Here is a 19,568-nt window from a genome sequence, read left to right on the forward strand (position 1 = left end):
AGCATGATTGTGATGTAAAATAGGAGAAGATTTGTGGCAATCCATTCAAGAGCTGGGCAACATACTCGTCAAAGCGATCTGATTAATGTAGCGCAATTAACCGCACAATATTATTCACTAAAACCACAAGCAAATCAGAATGCTCATCGTGTGAAATTTGGTACATCGGGTCACCGAGGCAGTGCCAAACGTCATAGCTTTAATGAAGCACATATTCTAGCAATTGCTCAAGCTATTGCTGAAGTCCGAGCTAATAATGGTGTAACGGGGCCTTGCTATGTAGGTAAAGATACCCATGCATTATCTGAGCCTGCTTTTATTTCGGTTTTAGAAGTGCTTGCTGCAAATAAAGTTAACGTGATTATTCAAGAGAATAATGGTTATACCCCAACGCCTAGCGTTTCCTTCTCTATTTTAACTTACAATCAAGGGCACCAAGACATTGCTGATGGTATCGTCATTACACCATCACATAATCCTCCAGAAGATGGGGGGATAAAATACAATCCATCAAATGGTGGGCCTGCTGATACTGATTTAACCTCTGTGATTGAAAAACGCGCCAATGAATTATTGGAAAATAATTTATTGGGGGTTAAACGTCTTTCTTATGATGATGCATTAGCGAGTGGTTATATTCACGAGCAAGATTTAATTATGCCTTATGTTAAAGCGTTAGGTGACGTTGTTGATATGAAGGCAATTAAAAAAGCGGGTTTGAAATTAGGTGTCGATCCACTGGGTGGTTCAGGAATTGAATACTGGAAACGCATAGGTGAATATTACGAACTTGATCTTGAGTTGGTAAACGATCAGGTGGATCAAACTTTCCGCTTTATGACATTAGATCATGATGGTGTGATCCGTATGGATTGCTCATCACCTTGGGCAATGGAAGGTTTATTGCAACTGCGTGATAAATTTGACTTAGCTTTCGCCAATGACCCTGATTACGATCGCCATGGTATTGTCACTCCTTCGGGCTTGATGAATCCTAACCACTATTTAGCGGCAGCGATTAATTATCTTTTTCGCCATCGTCCTCAGTGGTCAAATGAGGTAAAAGTGGGTAAAACACTCGTCTCTAGCGCGATGATTGACCGAGTCGTGGCTGATTTAGGTCGTGAACTTGTTGAAGTACCTGTCGGCTTTAAATGGTTTGTGCAAGGTCTATTCAGTGGCGAGTTTGGTTTTGGTGGTGAAGAGAGTGCGGGGGCATCATTCTTACGTTTTAATGGTAAACCGTGGTCAACAGATAAAGATGGTATTATCTTATGTTTACTGGCTGCTGAAATAAAAGCGGTAACAGGTAAAGATCCACAACAACATTATAACGAGTTAGCGCAACGTTTTGGCTCTCCAAGCTATAATCGTATACAAGCATCTGCAACTCATGAGCAAAAAGCGTTGTTGTCACGATTATCACCAGAAATGGTCACCGCAAATACCTTAGCAGGTGATCCTATTACTGCGCGTTTAACTCACGCATCTGGTAATGGTGCTGCTATTGGTGGTTTAAAAGTGATGACCGATTATGGTTGGTTTGCCGCTCGTCCTTCTGGAACCGAAGAAGCGTACAAAATTTATTGTGAAAGCTTCCGTGGCTCTGAGCATCGCGAATTAATTGAAAAAGAAGCCATTGAAATTGTTAATAATGTTTTTGCCAGTAAACAATAAACTAAATAACTTAGTCGTATAATTTATTTATCACCAAATAGAATACACTCTACCTATAGGTGGAGTGTATTTTTTTAATCATAATAACTTTTAGATCACAACATTGATATCCATCATTGATGATTGATTTAGAATTGAATAAAGAGCGGATAATCAATGCAAAATAATTATGTGTTACGCAGTGTGCGTTATATGTTAGATCTTAGCGATGGTCATATTGTTGATATAATGAAACTGGCGGATTTCACCGCGACTAAAGAGCAAGTCAATCAGTGGTTAAAAAAAGACGATGATCCTGCCTTTGTTGAGTGTGATGATATGGCCTTGGGGCATTTTTTAAATGGGCTTATCTTTTATCGTCGTGGTAAAGATGAAAAATATCCTACTCCAGAAGTCGAAAAACGGATAACCAACAATATTATTTTAAAGAAATTACGTGTTGCCTTTGAATTAAAAGACATGGATATGATTAACATTTATGAACTAGCGGATTTTCGCGTTTCTAAGCCTGAACTTAGCGCGATATTTCGTAAGCCAGGACATAAAAACTACCGTAACTGTGGCGATCAACTGGTGAGATACTTTCTGAAAGGGTTAACTGAAACCTTACGTGGCAAAGGTAAAGCAGTGAAGAAATAAATATGTCTTAATTCAAATTATTCCTTCTAAATAGAAATAGAAGAATTTTTTCAAGAAAATTCTTTATAGTATGAGAACTCGTATTTAATCTTGAATTTTGATGGTGTACATTGTACACTTTTAAATGATGGATTAGAAAGGGAACTTAATGAGTCATGCTATAGAATTTATTGAAACCTCAATATTTACTCAGCAAATCAAACTATTGGCTACAGATAAAGAAATAAGAATACTTCAAAATGAACTTATCAGTAAACCTGATAAAGGCGACTTAATTAAAGGAACAGGTGGATTACGCAAAATAAGAATGGCTGTAGGTAACAAAGGTAAAAGTGGGGGGACTAGAGTTATTTATTTTTTAGCGACTAAAGAAGTTATCTATTTAGTTATGGCGTATCCAAAAACAATAAAAATTAGTTTAACTGATTCAGAAAAGATTGAGTTAAAAAAACTAACAAAAAGACTTAAAGGTGAACGGTGATATGAGTTTCTTCAATGATCTAAAAGCCTCTTTAGAAGAAGCCGTAGAAATTAAAAATGGCGATAAAAAAGCATCGAAAGTGACTCGGTTTGAAGTTGCTGATGTAAAAGCGATTAGGGAGCAACTTAACGTTTCACAAAGTGAATTTGCACATGCATTAGGGACAAGTATCGATACTGTAAAAAGTTGGGAATTAAAAAGACGTAATCCGACAGGGCTTACAGCGAAAGTACTTATTGCTATTTATAAAAACCCTAATTTATTTAAAGAGTTAGCCAATATCTAATTTCTTGTTTACTGCTAAACTTATTTTGTTTAGCAGTAAATCTCTTTCTCTGATTTTCTCTTTTTTATCATTCACTCGCGAAATTATTTACTATAACCGTAATTCAATAAAGTATTAGTTTGCTTTGTTAATGTTTTTTTGTTTTTGTTTCAATTTTGTTTCATTTTTATTTCTATTGTGAAATTTAATTACACTACAAGCAAAATAAAGGTGATTTTTCGCACAAAATAAGTGGTCTGATCAGTAGTAAAATTTCATCAAATGAGGTAAAATTTCAGCATCAATTCATTTTATGCAGGAGAACACTATGCCAGCTTATAACGAATACACTAAAAAACATGTTTTAGCCCGTCGTACTGGTGCGGTAGCGCTAGGTATTGTGGCATTTCCTGTTATGGTTTTTCATCCTAAACGCGCTCAGTTTTATAGCTATTTACATCGTGTATGGTCTAAAACAAGCAATAAGCCAGTTTGGTTAGCTAAATCAGAAATGGCATTAACTAGCCATAAATAACAGAAAATTCCATTTAACGCCTGTTGAAACAGGCGTTATTTTTTCCCTTCTTCAAACCCTTTTTAACGTGTTATCACGTGTATTTTTCACTGTTCTATTTATTCTCTTATTTTAAGTTACAATAAAGGTTATTCACTTTGAGAAGTGCTAATTAATCTATTGTTATTTATCACATATGTACACTACGCACTGTGGCGCCGTGATAACAAGGAGAAACAGGATATGAAAAATACTGATCTAGAATTAATTATTAATGAAAAGCTAAGTATTGAGAATTTTCACGACTACGCACCTAATGGTCTTCAAGTAGAAGGGCGCCCTCATATTCAAAAAATAGTGACAGGAGTAACGGCTTGCCAAGCTTTACTTGATGAAGCGGTACGTTTAAATGCAGATGCTGTATTAGTTCACCATGGTTATTTTTGGAAGAATGAGCCAGTTGTTATCCGTTCAATGAAACGCAATCGCTTAAAAACCCTACTATGTAATGATCTCAATCTATATGGTTATCACTTACCTTTAGATGCCCATCCTATTTTAGGTAACAACGCTCAATTAGCGTTAAAAATGGGCGTAAAAGTTGAGGGTGAGATCGAGCCTTTAGTGCCGAAAGGGATTTTTGATCTACCTGTCACAGCCAATGAATTAAAAACACGACTCGAAAAAGCCTTACAGCGTAATGTGCTTCACTGTGGTGACAATGCACCAGATGTTATTCGCCATATTGCTTGGTGTACTGGTGGAGGACAAGGATTTATTCAACAGGCGGCAGAGCAAGGTGTTGATGCATTTGTAACAGGAGAAGTCTCAGAGCAGACGATTCATATAGCAAGAGAAATGGGCGTGCATTTTTTCGCTGCTGGGCATCATGCTACCGAGCGTTATGGTATTAAAGCATTAGGTGAATGGTTAGCACAAACACACCATTTAGATGTTACTTTTGTCGATATTGATAATCCTGCCTAAACCCAGTTATTGCTATTCTATAAGCTATCTCTCTTATTAACTAAGTGAGATAGCTTTTTATTTAACAACAACCTTGAAATTTATTCATTAAGTTGAATGGGTAACGGGCTTTGTAATTGTTGCAGATTATCACATAGCCAAATTAACTGTAATAAAGCTTGAGAGTCACGAGCAGTTAAAGCGAGATAACGAGTTAATTGGTTAGCTATTAATGTCATACCTAAATCGTCAGCAATTTGTTTGCTTCTCTCTAATTGCTCTTTTTGCATTGCAGAAAGTTGTTCTCGCCCTGTACATGCTTGGGCTTCCAATACGGATAAAATGGGGCGACAAAATTTTTGTGCAAGGGTAGGTTCACTGTGATGCATTGCCGTTTGTCGCTTACGTTTAGCCATATATTCTTGAATATGACTAATAAAACCAGACTGTTTTTTCTTACGTGGAAATTGGTCAAAATCGAGATAAAACATTTCAATGCCTTGCTCTGTTTTGATCCAAATGGTGGTGGGTAATAAATCGATATTGAAATCACGTCGAACAGGTTGCACGGTGATCGCAACGATTTCTAATTCTCGTTTAGTGAGAAAACGTAATTCTTCTAAATTATTTTGCGTTTCGCCTTCCCAATAAAGGCGCAAAAAGGCCGAATTTCCATTATTATCTACCACTTCCCAAATAACACACTGCTCTACTTCATGCCAAATTAAGGGATTATAGCTTTTGATATGTAAAACCAGAGGGGAAAGAAATCCTTCTGGTTGATCCGTAAAATAATTGGGTAAATCTTGCCAGTTATGAATACCTAATTCTGTTTGTAGTTGATGATAATCTGTGACATCAAGAAAATCGGTTTGATTTTGCGCAAAGCTATCGCCAATAGTAGCTAGTTTCCCTTCATCAGAAATACGAGGCGCTTGTAATAAGAAAGGTCGGCGCATGAGCTTATCTGCAGTTTGTTTCCATAACGATAAACTATGCCAAACACTATAGCGATTAAATAGGGTATCAAGTTGATTAGGGCGAGCTTGTGTCGCTTGTAAAAATTGTTTTGCTTCTTTATCCCAGAAAGTAAAAGTTGTGCCTAATGCGCCACTTTGTGCTGTCCACCAATGTGCATCGATAGGAATAAGCGCGAGACTGGTTTTTTTATCATCATATTGACGGCGAAGTTGTCCTCGTAATGTTTTTAATTGTTCAGGTGTCGCATAAGATAGCTGGAAAAGATAGGCTGAGATATGGGCTAATAGACGTAAGACATTGCTTTCATCCATAGTGAAATGTCTTTCTGCTAACCGTTTGACTTGAGTACTTAATGTTCGTAAATAAGAGGCTAAACGAGGTAAACCCTCGGCACGAGCAGACATATTAAGTAAATGTAATTGCGTTGCGCTACTTAAACTAATGTGTGATAGCCCTTGACGTAATAGATCATCAATAAATTGTTCAATAGTATTAATAAGGGCAATTTCTTCATCATTTAGTGGGCGTTTTGAAGATTTTAAAGGAATTAAATCTTCAGGCCACGTCCAAGGCTGTGTATTTTGCTCAAATATTTTCGCGACAATCGCAAGATGAAAAGCTTTTTTCTGAGAGCTAGAAAAAGGGGATAACATGCCATCGTAACCACTTGCTTGTAAGAAAATGACCGGTTCATCAACATCAGGGAGTTGGATTTTTAGCTGGGTTCCTGTGTCTTCTAGAACTAAAGTTTTATCTTCCCATTGTTCAATTAAGTTAATCGCAGTCCGACAGGCGGGTTTACCTGCTTTTTTGATGAGTAACTCGGGATCAAGCGTAAATAAAGAGGGTAATAAAGGCGGTGTTTCAACAGGCGCTATAATTTTTTCTGCTGATGTTTCAATGGGATTATCAGTATTAATATCATCAGTCGAATTGTTGTTGGCTTGTAACCATAAAATAGCGGCTAAAATATGTTTGCAACAACCTGCTGCGGAACAATCACAACTGGCTTGCTGAATGCCTGCTTCATGTAAAACGACTTTTTGCCCATCACTGCTAAATTGCCCTGTATTTGCATCAGTAACAGAGACTTTTTCGTTATCAACATCTTTTCTTGCGCGTCTTAATAATCCGGCATTAGCAAAGACGGTAAGCGCATCTTCATCATAATGAAAATAAACGGTCTGCCAACTCATTGCATTACCTCTGCTAGCCACTGTGCGAAATGTTCTGGGGTTAAAGCTGCAACTTGCATACCTCTATCGGCGAGTTTTTGTGCGATAGTTGAGTCATAAACCGGTTGAGCCTCATCATCTAGTGCTGCCAGTCCTAATAACTTAACTTGTTGGCTATTGAGACGTTGTGTGCAATCTAATAATCGGGTTAATGATCCCCCTTCTTCAAAGTCACTGATAAGCGAAATAACAGTACGCTTAGGGTTGTTAACTAAGCTTTCGCAATATTGCATGGCACTAGCAATATCCGTACCTCCTCCCAATTGGACTGTCATTAATACTTCAACGGGATCGTCGGCTAAGTGTGATAAATCGACAACTTGAGTATCAAAAACGATTAAGGAGACATTAACAGCAGGTAATGAAGCTAAAATACTCGCACACACAGCTGCATACATAATGGAACTAGACATTGATGCACTTTGGTCAACACAGAGAATGACATCCCATGGAAAATGCTGTTGCATTCGTGAATTAAAGTAAGGAGTTTCAATCAATAAACGACGATTTTGGGTATCGTAATGTTTTAAATTGGCGGCAATAGTGGCACGCCAATCAAAGTTACGACTATTTGGCACTAACGAGCGTCTAAAGCGATTACGACGACCAGTTAATGATTGGCGAAAGTTATTACGAATTTGACGCAAAATATCTTCAACCACTTTACGAATAATGGTTTTTACTGCATCTCGCGTTTCTTCGCTCATTCGTCCGCGTAAGCTTAATAGTGTTTTAGCTAACGCTTTCGTCGGCTCCATGGCTTTTAGCGTATTGGGATCTTTAAGAAAGCTACTGATTTGATAACGTTCAATCGCTTGTGATTGCATACGTTCAAATGTGCTATTGGGAAAAAGTTTGCGAGCTTGATTTAGCCAGTTTACGGCAGTAAGTTGCGATGCATCGAGAGAGCCATGGCGACCGCGCTCTTGACGTAATCCTCGGCGCTGATATTCACGGCGATAAAGAAAATCGAGTGTACGTTCAATTTTAAGATCATCAGCATTAAACCTGGCTTGCCCTAAAGCATCATCAGCGTATTGGCCTAAAATCAAGCGCCAGCGTTTGGCTTGTTGTATTTTATCTTTAGGCATATCATCATGCTTCTCCATGAGTATGGTCTCCTTTCTCTGTTTTCTTCGCCTCAAACCAAGAAATCATGCCTTGTGTCTTAATGCGCTGTTGCAGTTTTTGATTGAGTTTAGTGGCTTCAAGCATTTGCTTGGCACTAAATTCTGATTGCCATAGTGATAAGGCTTGCGTATCTAAACCAATATCATTAGCAATATATTGTGCAAGCTCTGCATTTTGTTTGGGATTAAGTTGGCTAAAGGCAAAACGCAGATCAGGTAAAATCTGAATAAAGCGTTCTTCATCCCATTGCTGTAATAAGCTATTTAAGTGATTGACTAACAACGGTAGGCGAATGACTAGCTCTGGTGCAGTGCGCATTATACCGACAAAATAACCAATGGCATGTTCGGGAGCGCTGCCTGTACTAAAGGTCGTATTTAGCACGGCCGCTAAGGTCTTTTCGTCAATATACGAACCTAGATAACGTAATGCATCTACCGCACCTTTTAATAAAGGAACGGTATCTAATTGTCCATCAAGACGATTAAGTTGCTGATAAAAATCACTTTTATAATCATATTGATGATCCAGTGATGGCATAAACTCAATGAGTTCACGTAAAGAGAGTAGGGCTTGCAGATTGCTTTCTTGTTGTTGCTCATCACCTTGAGCCAATTGCTCTAAGCAAAAGAAGGCTTGAGGGATCACTTGATGTAGCCTATTTTCCAATGTCAGCTCATCGGTAATATCAAGATATTGACGACCTCGCCATAAATGGATCAATTTATGTCCACATTGTGTTAATGACTCAAGGCGAAAATCTTGCTGAATATAGCTATCTAGCAGTTTAAATAGCGTAGGGATACGCTGGTGGAGCCCAATTAATGCCGCTTGAATTAACAAAGTGACCGCACTTTGGCTTGAACGACTTTGTCCTTGTTCTGCAAGCTGTTTTTCCATTGCTAACAGTTTATTTAAGGCGATAGTTTCAAGTTGAGAGCCTTTTTCTGATAATGAAATCAGTTCACCTTCAACATTGGGGGTCCATGCATATTGCCATTCTTCAAATAATAGATCTAACTGGTGACCAGAAAGAAAATCAGGTCCATTGACACGGTGGGCAAAATGGATTTCTAAAAATGCCAATAAATGTAAAAAACGACTTCTTAAGCGATGTTGGGGGTTACGATAAACATCACATTTTGTAGTTTTTGCTAATGTATCATCAAGTTTAAAGCGAAATGCTTTGGCTCGTTCATAGGTTTCATTGACTAAAGGGGGCGTTGCTGTACCTAATGGAATTTGTCCTAATAGATAACCTGAAAAACAGGTTTTGATTTCGTCCCATAATTCGTTTTGACTGTCATCTAAACTGCCTTTAATAAAGGCGCTTTGTAACCCATCAAGCAAATCATAACGCCCCATACCAGTGTGCTCTCTTAGTAAAGCGAGGCGTAAACTCTGCTCGGCTGCTAGTTTTACGGTTAAATAACTGGGGGGATTATCAAATTGTTTTTCTCTGATAGTCTGAGCCACTGAGCTTAAAAAGGCGATGCCCATTTTATTGCGATAAACTTGCGTTGGCTGTTTTGCCGCCTCATTGTTTTCTAATTTATCATGATGTTGTTGCATTAAGCTTTGCCAAGCTTGTTGGTAAAAAGCCGGAGATGGCATACCAGATGCATAGCCATTAAGTGCATCTAATCTGTCAAAGCTATAGCGAATAAGCCAAGCTTGCTCTTTTTCGCCCATTTTTTGCATTTTAGTAAAGTGCTTTTGTTCTGAGCTAGAAATAGCGAAAGAGTGGGGTTGTGAAGAAGCTAAGCCTTCGATTAGCGCAAGGGTGTGGGCTCCCCCTGTGACGATTAATATTTTGGCATTAGGCTCGTGCTGTTTGATGGTTTTAATATGAGTGAGCATATGTGCTTCACGTTGTGAAGAGCCCTCAGATGCAAGTACTTCAGGTTCATAGTCAAGGCGTGCAAGTGCACACCAAATAAAAATGTCATTAAACAGAGTTTGCCAATCTGCTAATGCCTCAATACTGCGTAACTCAAAAAGATGTTCCCAAACATCATCATGATCACGGCAATGACATTGTTTAGCTAATTGTGCAATAAATTGGCTATGGGCTAAATAACGTTCTTTTTGTAAGCTACGGCTTTGTAGATCGCTATACTCTTCGTTATTGACTTGAGCAGCCCAAGGTAAATCGATAAAACGTGTTGTTGCATTGATGCGTAAACCACCTCGCAAAGCTTGCCACTCAGGGGAATATTCACAAAATGGGAAATAGGCAGAGTGTAGCGATTTTTCACGCTCTTCTAGGCCACTATCATGATGACAATATTCGGCTTGCCCCATAATAGCAATAGGAGGGAGAGTATCTTTATCCGTTAGGCTAGGAATAAGCGAATTAAAGGTATCCGGACCTTCAATTAAGATATAATCAGGTTTTACAGAATCAATTAATGATAAAACTGCATAAGCACAAGCTGGGCTATGGTGGCGTACAGGGGCAAAATAGAGATGTTGTTGCTGTAACGACGTCCATTTCAGTCGGGCTTGGTCAATTCTTGTTGGTAAAGATATTGAAGGTAGCGTCACCGTGTTGATCCCTTTTTTGGGTGAAAAAGCAGAGTAAGTTAACTCTGCCTTTGATAGATAAATAAATAGACTTTAATGCCTCGCTATAGCTCTTTACGTTTTATTGCCAAAAGTCTTTTGATGCATCAAAGAACGCTTTCCACTCTTTACTATTTCTGGCCCTTTCTCTGGCGACGTTGTCCATGTAATAACGAATACGCTTAATATCATCAGGATTATCTTTTAATACAACGCCGATTAATTGACGTGCAATCGCACCGGCATTCATCACGCCATCACCTAAATAATGCGCTTCTAACGCACAAGCATAAGCGATATTTACGGCTTCTGCTGTTGACATAACCGCATCAGGTGTTTTGATATTGCCACCATCTTGCGTATTACCTGAACGTAATTCTTGGAATGTGGTAACCAGTAATTCCACCACATCCATAGGGACGGTGATTTCTGTCGCTAAAGTACCTAACTCATTTTCAAGCTGTGATTGGATCAAACTGATTTCAAAAGCTGGATCACGAATAGGTTTTACTGTTTCAAAATTAAAACGTCGCTTTAATGCGGCAGACATCTCATGTACACCTCGGTCACGCAAGTTTGCGGTACCAATCAAGTTAAATCCGGGTTTTGCACTAATACGCGCACCGTCGCCCATTTCAGGGATCATTAACTGCTTTTCGGACATTAAAGAAACCAGTACATCTTGAATTTCAGGAGGACAGCGAGTTATCTCTTCAAAACGAACAATTTTACCTTGTAACATGCCTTGATAAATCGGTGAGCCGACTAATGCTCGTTCTGTTGGGCCTTCTGCTAATAGTAACGCATAGTTCCATGAGTATTTGATATGATCTTCTGTCGTCCCTGCAGTACCTTGGATGGTTAATCCTGAATCACCACTGATAGCAGCCGCAAAAAGTTCTGAGAGCATTGATTTTGCTGTACCTGGCTCACCAACCAGCATTAAGCCCTGTTTGCCTAATAATGTAACAATTGCACGATCAACTAAGGCATCATCACCGAAAAACTTAGGTGTGATACCTAAAGTATCATCACCTAAAATAAATTGGCGCACAGCTCGAGGAGAGCGAAGCCATCCTTGGGGCTTCGGATTATTAGCATCCGCTTTTGTTAAGCGTTCTAATTCTTCAGCAAATCGAACCTCGGCACTTTCCCTAATTGCTTGTTGTTCTTTGGGTGCTTTTTTAGCCATATTCTTTCCTAATTATCCCTAAATTTTACCAAGGTGTTTTCTTTTCCCATTCAGGATCAAATCCTGCACAAGCTTCAGCGACTTTTAGATAATCCGCGTAGCTTTCTGCTAATAAAATCGGTGGTACTTGCTTTAACTCAATATTATTGCGATCCCAGTAATTTTGCTGATCCTTCTCAAAACTTAAATCGAATAAAACCGCTGGAATATTTTCTTCTGGTACATAGCTACCACTAAAACCGATATTGACGTAGTAGTTTAAGCTAGAGAAGAATTTGTAATAGTGAGAGAACGAGCCTCCATCTTCAGCAGGGCCTCGCTGATAGCCCATTTTGGTTAAAATACCCCGTAAGGTGAAGGTGTATGTGATCCAACCTTTTCGGTCTTCAACTTCTGTTTGTGTCAGATCTAAATCAGGGATCTTATGTTCCATTTGTGAAAATAAGAATTTCACTTTGTAATCTTTGAAGTGTGCAATCCATGCTTTACGCTCATCTTCATTAACTAGGGCGGCGTGAGCTAATTGAATCAAAGAATCATTTTGTAAGGTGACTTCGTCATCTTCAAGGTTAAGTAAAGCACCATCATCAGAAGGGCGGAAGGTATTGATAACTTCACCCTCTTTTACTTCTTGCCAAACTAATTGTTCAATCAATTTATGCATAATAGGGTGAGCTAAAATATACTCTTGCCAATCAGCGCTTAGCCATTGGCGTTGCGCGCACATCGCTTCATATAAACGCACACTTTGTAATTCAATAACTTGTTTAAGTTCTTTTTTACTTGAAGTGAAAAGTTTTTTCGCTTCTTTAATCAGCTCTGGATCGTCATTTTTGCGTGCTGCAGGTAATGACTTAACTTCCTTACCTTCAGGATTAAACAGGACAATTTTTTGTTTTGCATCCATTTTGGCGGTGAAAGTACGCTCACCATATTCCAGTACTAATGTTCCTGAATCATCAAAGCCGGCGGTTGGAATGGTTCTATCGGCTAATTCATCAGCACTCCAACCATTGCGTTCAGCTATTTGCGTAACTAAATTACGCGCTTTTTCCTGCACAGATGCTGTGCGATAACGACGTGATAATGAAAGCAGAAGTTGAATGATAATAGGATCATTACTTGAAGCTACCGCATCAATCATCGCTTCGATTTGCGCACGACGCTGATAGTGATCACGCATATAGTTACGTAATACTGATACTGCAATATGCCCCTCAATTCCACAAATAAGCGCGAGCATTCCTTTATCGCTGATTGCCGAACCTAAATAACGACGTAATACCTCGTTTTTAATTTCTTCGACGACTTGCTCTAAAGTATAGGTTTCATATTTAGCATAATATTCAGGATAACGTTTGGCCCAATCTTTGTATTGTGTTAATCGAGAAGGGGCATTTTGTTGCGCTTCAGCCATCGCTTCTTCAAGTGTTGGTCCTTTAATATCTTGAGCGACAAAAGTGTGCAGGATAAAGCTTGAAAGTTTATGTTGGCTATCAACGCAAAGTAGGCTGATATAACGTTGTAATAACGCATTACCCCCTGGCATTTTTAATTTGACGGCGAGAATAATCCACCAACGAATAATCGCGGGATCAACCGCTTTTTTGTTTTCCCATGTTAATGCAGGGATCGCCTCGAAGTTAAACCAAGCAAGGCTTGCGGGTGGTTTGGCTTTGAGACCTTTTTCAGCTTCTGCTAATAATGTCTTTGGCGATAAATAGCTTGAAATATCCTCACCTAATTGTTCTAACGCAGTGAGCAGAGCGGCTCGTACTACTTCGCGTTTCTCTTTTTTCAGTAAGGCATTAAGGGCAGGTAATGAGTCAGGGTTATTTAAACGTGCTAACCATTCAATCGCGGTGACTCGAATTTCTTGTTTACTTGAAGTTAAGCCTTCTTGTGCACTTAAGTGAATATTCGGTAAGGTTTCTAATAATTTCTGAGCTGAAACTCGGTGTGTTTTATTTTCACCTAGAGCCAATTCCATGATACGCGGAACGAATTGTGCTGGAATGGTTGGAAAACGGCTTAATACTTCAATACCTTGTGAAGTTTCAAATTGGCGATAGCGGTGTTCACTTTGATTTGGCATTAAGTTTAGCGCTTCTGCAATATAATCAGTATGTTGAGAGAAGAAAGGCCAAACTTGTTCTGGTTTACGGAAACGACGTAAGCCATCTTGATAAGATTCTAAGCACAGCGCCGCTGTGATACGCGTTGCACGTTTGAAATGACATCGTTCTAATACATTTTCAACGTGTCGTAATTCAATATCACTCAATAAACGTTCAGGAATATCACTATTAAAATAGTGAGAGGAAAAGTGATCCGCATGTTGGCGGTTATTGGTGATCACGCGCACGGCATGGAAAAAGGTGTATTCAGGTAAATTAGGAATACGGTTTTTGTGTTTAATTATTTGGATCTCATTGACTTGAATAGTGCCTTGTCCGCTATTGAGTTTATCCACTAATGCGCGACACTGTTTTTCATCAATTTTAGAGAGATCTTTATAATGGCGTTGTGCCCAATTATAAGAGTGTTTAGACGTTTTATTTTCTTCAATTTCACGTTCAGCATTTTCTTTTGCTTTTACTAACATTTCATTGAAGTTATTGACCAGAATATCGCGGGCACTATCGGGTAATGGTGTGTCTTCTAAGGGAGTAAAATCAGGCGCTTTAATGGCTTCAACGGTATTTGCATTATCAGCAACACAAAAACGTTGTAGCGCACTTTCAATGCTCTTGATAACTGCTTTTGAGGTTTCATGTTTTAATGCTTCTGCCAGCACATCACGGTTTTCACCTTGGCGCGCAAATAAATCAGCGGCTTGTGTACGTTGTTTGGGAGTACCATTCATTAAAACATGGGTTAAATTTTCTTTTACGATTTCAGCAGGTAAGGTATTTAAAATAGGTTCAGCCGTTTTTTTGACGGTTCTTAAACTGCTAGTGGCAAGTAAAACAATAATATCTGCAAAAGTATCGCGTAATATCGTATTTTTATTTAGATAATTTATTAGCTCGACTAAGCCATTCGCTGAAAGTTTTTCAACTAATTCTTTTCTAACAAATTCTTGATGTGAAAGTAGATAGTCTTTTAAATCACACAGTTCATAAATACGCTTAAGATTAGCGGCATAATATTCAGAGACATCTTTTCTATCAAAAATTGCAAATAACGCATTTTCACCGGCAATATTGGCCTCTGCTTCGACCATATTGGCGATAAACTCCATACTCCAATGTTTACGATGTTCTAAATTAAGATTACGTGCATTATCGTAAGTGGTATAAAACGCATCAACTAACAGGTAGATAACCCAAGTGGGGACTTGCGTTGTTGTTACTTTAATATTGATATCTTGACATGCGGCAGCGATGACTTTGGCATAACGGGCCACTTGCTCTAAGGAAAAACTTTCACCAACCTTTGAGTAGAGTTTATGGCGGGCATTAAGGCCTTGGGTGATAACCTTACCGTACTTTCCTGTATCAACATTACTGGCATACCACCACTCTAATGTTCCTGCACGATGAAAATAAACGGCGGCTTTCGCTGCATCTAGTTTATTTAATTCAAATAGAATTTCAGGGTTTGTACCTGTAAGTACATAATCTAATGCACGCTTAGGTAAACTTTCATCAAATATAGCCAGTAGGACAAGAGAGCCTTGAAGATATTGTTCAGTAATATCGACGTCTTTTTTCCCAAAAATAGGGAGAATATCTAATATTTTTTTTATCACGCCAGTTCCTTAAGCCATGTATGGATAAACAGTTTTTTTTACCATGAAACAGTAAAACGAACAATTTATTATTACTGGCGAAAATAAAGTCAAGGCATAACATTTGTTAAATATATGGATATAAACACTAAAAAAGCCAATCTAACTTTATTAATATTCAATTCATCATTATATAAAATGCAATCTCAGGAAAAAGTACTAAAAGTTAAGAAGTGATAATAAAGGCGTTTTTTGTGGATTTTAAAAAGATTAAGAATTGTCTGTTTAATTTGCTAAGTATTAACACTTAGTCCTGTAGACAAGTTAATCTTTCTATTCTTGATTTTTTCGAAATGTTACAAAATAAAAAGAGCTTCTTATAAATATAACAAGCTCTTTTAAATATATTATTTTGCTGTTTGGCGAGAGAAAGAGAGTAACAAAGCACCTATACTACAAATCAGCAAGGTAATCGCTAAACTTTGTCCCCATCCAGCCAGTGCTAAACCACCACCAATAAGTAAATAGTAGAATAAACCTAATAGTGCACCCGCTGTGCCTAAGCGATCTTTATATTGCGCTAAAGCCGTCGCTAAGATATTTGGAATAGCAATGCCATAGGCAACGACACTTGTCATCATTGGAATAATAAAACTAATGTGATTGCGCAATAAATAAACACTTACAGCACTAATTACTGCAATAATACTTGCAAGTAATACTAATTTCTCACATTGCCAATGATGGCTTAATAATGCTTTATTAATGTAAGAACCAATACCGACACCTATTGCTAATACAATACCACTATAGCCAAAAGTACTTGCACTATAACCTTGATTATCAAACATAAAAGGTGCTAGTTGGTAATAAGCAAATAGACTGATATTAAAAAAAGCAATTAAAAGTATAGTCTTGGCAATTTGTTTATCTTTCAGCATTTTTATCGCTGTTTCCGCTAGTGGTGCGGTTTTTATTGTTGCAGGGCGACTTTCTGGTAATGCAATAGTACTCCACAGCAATAAAACGATGGCGAGAAGAGCAAGACCACTAAATACCCCTTGATAACCTGCATAGCTCACCAGTAAAGAACCACTTAACATACCAATAGCCGGACTTAATGCGATTGCCGCTCCCATAACGGAAAATACTTTGGCTAATTCTTCACCACTATAAACATCACGCATAATAGTTTGTGTTCCTACAGAGCCAACTGCGGCACCAAAAGCAGAAAGCATACGTAATATCAGTAATACAGAAAAATTATCGGTCATAAAGACACCAATACAAGCAATGGCATAAATAAATAACCCTGCTAACATTGTTGGGCGCCGGCCAATGACATCACATAAACGACCCCATATAATGACACCGAGTGCAAAAGCAAAAAAGTAGAGCGAAAGTGTTTGCCCTGCTTCATTGGCACTGACTCTAAAACCATTTGAAATATCAGTAAGTGCTGGGCTATAAATGGTTTCTGCAATTTGTGGAAACATCATTAACGCAATTGCTAACCATAGAGAGAGTTTTCTGTTCATTCTTTGTTTTCCTAAAGCTTGATACTTTGATGACAGAATACAGTGATAATAATTGTCTTGTTATATATATAAAGACATAATATTTACCAAATAGGACAAGTGATGGCTTGGCTTAATCAATACGACCACTTTGTGCCAGAAGAACACCTTGCATCAGTTGTGGGTATTGCCGCAGAGATGGGAAAACATGATTCAGGTTTTCACTCACATGATAGGGGGCAGTTACTGTTTACTCAATCGGGTTGTATGAGAATTACTTTAGCCTCTCGTGTATCTGTTTTGCCACCCATGAGAATTGCTTGGATCCCGCCAAAACTGGAACATCGAGTCGAGATGTATGCGGCTGTAGGTTATCGTTCAGTTTATATTGCTGATAAATTTCATCATCGTTTCCCAACTGAAAGCGAAATACTGACTATTTCACCTTTACTTAGAGAGATATTAGAGCGTATTGCTATTGCTGATTTTGACACCCAGTGGGAAGTAGGGCGTTATGCAAATTTATTAGCTGTTTTTTTAGATGAAATTCAGCAAGCTAAACGTCAACCTAATCATTTATCAATGCCCAATGATAGACGGTTAAGAAAATTATCTTTCGATGAATTACCTCCGCCACTACAAGAATTAGCGCAATATATTGGCGCTAGTGAAAAAACCATTACTCGATTATTTTATAAAGAAACAGGATTAAGCTATCAACAATGGCGTCAGCAATGGCGATTAATGAAAGCGATAGAGCTATTAGCCACACATCATCGTTATTTAGAAATTAGTCAATTATTAGGGTTTGCCAGCGATAGTGCCTTTATCACTTTTTTTAAAAAAATGACCGGGCAAACACCACAAGAGTATTTAAGAAATTGATCCATACTAATAGCATTAAGCCCCGCAAAAACGGGGCTTAGCCAGTCAATAAATCGTGTTTAAATCGATTTATTTATTTTTAAGTTCGCTATGGAATTTACGCTCGTTATAACCAGTATATAACTGACGAGGACGTGCAATTTTCAGTCCATCTTCATGCATTTCATTCCAGTGAGCAATCCAACCGATAGTACGTGCAATAGCGAAAATGACCGTAAACATATTTGATGGAATACCTAGCGCTTTTAGAATAATACCTGAGTAGAAATCGACGTTAGGATAGAGTTTTTTCTCAATAAAATACGGGTCATTTAAGGCGATGCGTTCTAATTCCATTGCCACTTCAAGTAAACTGTCATTGAGATTCAGTTCTTTTAATACTTCGTGACAAGTTTCGCGCATGACTGTTGCACGCGGATCGTAGTTTTTATATACACGGTGACCAAAGCCCATTAAACGGAAAGAGTCATTCTTGTCTTTTGCGCGTTTAATAAATTCAGGAATATGTTCAACGGTTTTGATCTCTTCCAACATACGTAAACAAGCTTCGTTAGCACCACCATGAGCAGGTCCCCATAGTGAAGCAATACCCGCAGCAATACAGGCAAATGGATTTGCACCTGAAGAGCCTGCAGTACGTACAGTAGATGTTGAAGCATTTTGTTCATGGTCGGCATGAAGAATAAAGATCCTATCCATCGCACGTTCAAGAACTGGGTTAACCACGTACTCTTCACAAGGTGTGGCAAACATCATATGTAGGAAGTTACCTGCATAAGACAGATCGTTTCTTGGATAAACAAAAGGTTGTCCTATGGAGTACTTGTAACACATTGCGGCTACAGTAGGCATCTTAGACAGTAAACGATATGCTGTGATATCACGGTGAACTGGATTAGAGACATCAAGCGCATCATGGTAAAAGGCAGCTAAAGCTCCTGTCACACCACAAAGTACAGCCATCGGGTGTGAGTCACGACGGAAACCATGGAACAGGCGGGTGATTTGCTCATGGATCATGGTATGGCGAGTGACGGTTGTTTTAAATTTATCGTATTGCTCTTGGGTCGGTGCTTCGCCATAAAGCAGAATATAACATACTTCTAAGTAGGTTGACTCAGTAGCCAATTGCCCAATTGGGAAACCGCGGTGCAGTAAAATACCGTTATTACCGTCGATATAGGTAATTTTCGATTCACAAGATGCCGTTGAGGTAAAGCCTGGATCATAGGTGTAATAACCTTTGGAGCCGAGAGTACGAATATCAATGACTTTGGAACCGAGTGTAGGGGAGAGAACGTCCAAGTCCACAGAAGTTTCACCAATCGTTAACTTAGCTTTGTTATCAGCCATTTATAATCTCCTTAGCGCTTATTATGTCTCCTAACAAAGTCGAGGGTATCTTCATAAAGATGCACTTCGATAGTGAAACTATAGTTGATAAAAAGTACCTAGCGAGTTTTATTTTATGGCTTAACACGAGTAAAACCGTAGGTCTATAGTGTGTCACTTTTGTTAAGGAGCTTTTGATGTTATGTTTTTTAGGTGCTTTTTTATGCAAGGCACTTAGAATGTGTTCTGCTTACACTTTTACATAAGTTTTCGATTTCTGGAAGCGTGTTTGCGCACAAAAAAAACATAAACATTAAAAATATGCACTAAATGTAAGAAAAATGTTGTACATGTGTCAAAAATGATAACGATTATTACATTGGATGTTTGAAAAAGTGATCCCTCTCACTGTTCGAACCAAATGTCTAGCACACAAGTTGTGTGGTAATTGTAAT

14 protein-coding genes are annotated in these 19,568 nt (G+C 38.4%); 7 read left to right on the top strand and 7 right to left on the bottom strand.

The window, feature by feature from the left end; all coding sequences use genetic code 11:
* Positions 1-33: 33 nt before the first annotated feature.
* The 6 genes from pgm to AACV01_RS11710 all read left to right on the top strand — a co-directional run bounded on the left by pgm (position 34) and on the right by AACV01_RS11710 (position 4,563).
* On the top strand, positions 34-1,677 hold the full coding sequence (pgm, locus tag AACV01_RS11685) for a phosphoglucomutase (alpha-D-glucose-1,6-bisphosphate-dependent) (RefSeq protein ID WP_036919970.1): 1,644 nt from the start codon (positions 34-36) through the stop codon (positions 1,675-1,677).
* Between the two features lie 156 nt (positions 1,678-1,833).
* Positions 1,834-2,316, top strand: coding sequence for a YehS family protein (locus AACV01_RS11690; RefSeq protein ID WP_012367657.1), 483 nt, complete (start codon positions 1,834-1,836; stop codon positions 2,314-2,316).
* Positions 2,317-2,464: 148 nt separating this feature from the next.
* Positions 2,465-2,797 carry a type II toxin-antitoxin system RelE/ParE family toxin gene (locus AACV01_RS11695; RefSeq protein WP_036919972.1) on the top strand — a complete coding sequence of 111 codons (333 nt, stop codon included), beginning with the start codon at positions 2,465-2,467 and terminating at the stop codon, positions 2,795-2,797.
* A gap of 1 nt (position 2,798) precedes the next feature.
* Positions 2,799-3,083 (top strand): NadS family protein, encoded by a 285-nt coding sequence (nadS, locus tag AACV01_RS11700; RefSeq protein WP_004247538.1) that lies wholly within the window; start codon positions 2,799-2,801, stop codon positions 3,081-3,083.
* Positions 3,084-3,390: 307 nt separating this feature from the next.
* On the top strand, positions 3,391-3,597 hold the full coding sequence (locus AACV01_RS11705; RefSeq protein WP_004247539.1) for a YbfA family protein: 207 nt from the start codon (positions 3,391-3,393) through the stop codon (positions 3,595-3,597).
* A gap of 222 nt (positions 3,598-3,819) precedes the next feature.
* Positions 3,820-4,563, top strand: a complete 744-nt coding sequence (locus AACV01_RS11710) for a type 2 GTP cyclohydrolase I (RefSeq protein ID WP_004247540.1) — start codon at positions 3,820-3,822, stop codon at positions 4,561-4,563.
* An 80-nt stretch (positions 4,564-4,643) separates the two neighbouring features.
* Here the strand turns inward: AACV01_RS11710 and AACV01_RS11715 are convergent, their stop codons facing one another.
* From AACV01_RS11715 to AACV01_RS11740, 6 genes are all read right to left on the bottom strand, one after another.
* Entirely contained in the window at positions 4,644-6,719 is a 2,076-nt protein-coding gene (locus tag AACV01_RS11715; protein ID WP_049211076.1) for an SWIM zinc finger family protein, read from the bottom strand.
* Positions 6,716-7,867, bottom strand: a complete 1,152-nt coding sequence (locus AACV01_RS11720) for a VWA domain-containing protein (protein WP_161682947.1) — start codon at positions 7,865-7,867, stop codon at positions 6,716-6,718. The genes AACV01_RS11715 and AACV01_RS11720 overlap by 4 nt, the downstream gene beginning before the upstream one ends.
* Positions 7,854-10,436, bottom strand: coding sequence for a DUF5682 family protein (locus AACV01_RS11725; RefSeq protein WP_161682949.1), 2,583 nt, complete (start codon positions 10,434-10,436; stop codon positions 7,854-7,856). The genes AACV01_RS11720 and AACV01_RS11725 overlap by 14 nt, the downstream gene beginning before the upstream one ends.
* Positions 10,437-10,536: 100 nt before the next feature.
* A complete protein-coding gene (locus AACV01_RS11730; protein ID WP_004252202.1) occupies positions 10,537-11,646 on the bottom strand; it encodes an ATP-binding protein in 1,110 nt (369 codons plus the stop codon).
* A gap of 25 nt (positions 11,647-11,671) precedes the next feature.
* Complete coding sequence (locus AACV01_RS11735; protein WP_161682951.1) at positions 11,672-15,400, bottom strand: DUF4132 domain-containing protein; 3,729 nt, start codon at positions 15,398-15,400, stop codon at positions 11,672-11,674.
* Between the two features lie 386 nt (positions 15,401-15,786).
* Positions 15,787-16,917 (bottom strand): multidrug effflux MFS transporter, encoded by a 1,131-nt coding sequence (locus tag AACV01_RS11740; RefSeq protein ID WP_060554558.1) that lies wholly within the window; start codon positions 16,915-16,917, stop codon positions 15,787-15,789.
* A gap of 102 nt (positions 16,918-17,019) precedes the next feature.
* Here AACV01_RS11740 and AACV01_RS11745 point away from each other — a divergent pair, with 102 nt between their 5' ends.
* Positions 17,020-17,781 carry an AraC family transcriptional regulator gene (locus AACV01_RS11745; protein WP_004247546.1) on the top strand — a complete coding sequence of 254 codons (762 nt, stop codon included), beginning with the start codon at positions 17,020-17,022 and terminating at the stop codon, positions 17,779-17,781.
* A gap of 69 nt (positions 17,782-17,850) precedes the next feature.
* Here AACV01_RS11745 and AACV01_RS11750 read toward each other — a convergent pair whose 3' ends face one another.
* Positions 17,851-19,134 (bottom strand): citrate synthase, encoded by a 1,284-nt coding sequence (locus AACV01_RS11750; protein ID WP_004244410.1) that lies wholly within the window; start codon positions 19,132-19,134, stop codon positions 17,851-17,853.
* Positions 19,135-19,568 lie beyond the last annotated feature (434 nt).

It is taken from the genome of Proteus sp. G2609 (genome assembly GCF_963896135.1).
Taxonomy (GTDB): domain Bacteria; phylum Pseudomonadota; class Gammaproteobacteria; order Enterobacterales; family Enterobacteriaceae; genus Proteus; species Proteus mirabilis.

Bases quoted from the DNA above. Each gene is read 5' to 3' on its own strand.
- AACV01_RS11690 (WP_012367657.1), top strand. From the start codon at position 1,834: ATGCAAAATAATTATGTGTTACGCAGTGTGCGTTATATGTTAGATCTT.
- AACV01_RS11695 (WP_036919972.1), top strand. From the start codon at position 2,465: ATGAGTCATGCTATAGAATTTATTGAAACCTCAATATTTACTCAGCAA.
- nadS (WP_004247538.1), top strand. From the start codon at position 2,799: ATGAGTTTCTTCAATGATCTAAAAGCCTCTTTAGAAGAAGCCGTAGAA.
- AACV01_RS11705 (WP_004247539.1), top strand. From the start codon at position 3,391: ATGCCAGCTTATAACGAATACACTAAAAAACATGTTTTAGCCCGTCGT.
- AACV01_RS11710 (WP_004247540.1), top strand. From the start codon at position 3,820: ATGAAAAATACTGATCTAGAATTAATTATTAATGAAAAGCTAAGTATT.
- AACV01_RS11715 (WP_049211076.1), bottom strand. From the start codon at position 6,719: ATGAGTTGGCAGACCGTTTATTTTCATTATGATGAAGATGCGCTTACC.
- AACV01_RS11720 (WP_161682947.1), bottom strand. From the start codon at position 7,867: ATGGAGAAGCATGATGATATGCCTAAAGATAAAATACAACAAGCCAAA.
- AACV01_RS11730 (WP_004252202.1), bottom strand. From the start codon at position 11,646: ATGGCTAAAAAAGCACCCAAAGAACAACAAGCAATTAGGGAAAGTGCC.
- AACV01_RS11740 (WP_060554558.1), bottom strand. From the start codon at position 16,917: ATGAACAGAAAACTCTCTCTATGGTTAGCAATTGCGTTAATGATGTTT.
- AACV01_RS11745 (WP_004247546.1), top strand. From the start codon at position 17,020: ATGGCTTGGCTTAATCAATACGACCACTTTGTGCCAGAAGAACACCTT.
- AACV01_RS11750 (WP_004244410.1), bottom strand. From the start codon at position 19,134: ATGGCTGATAACAAAGCTAAGTTAACGATTGGTGAAACTTCTGTGGAC.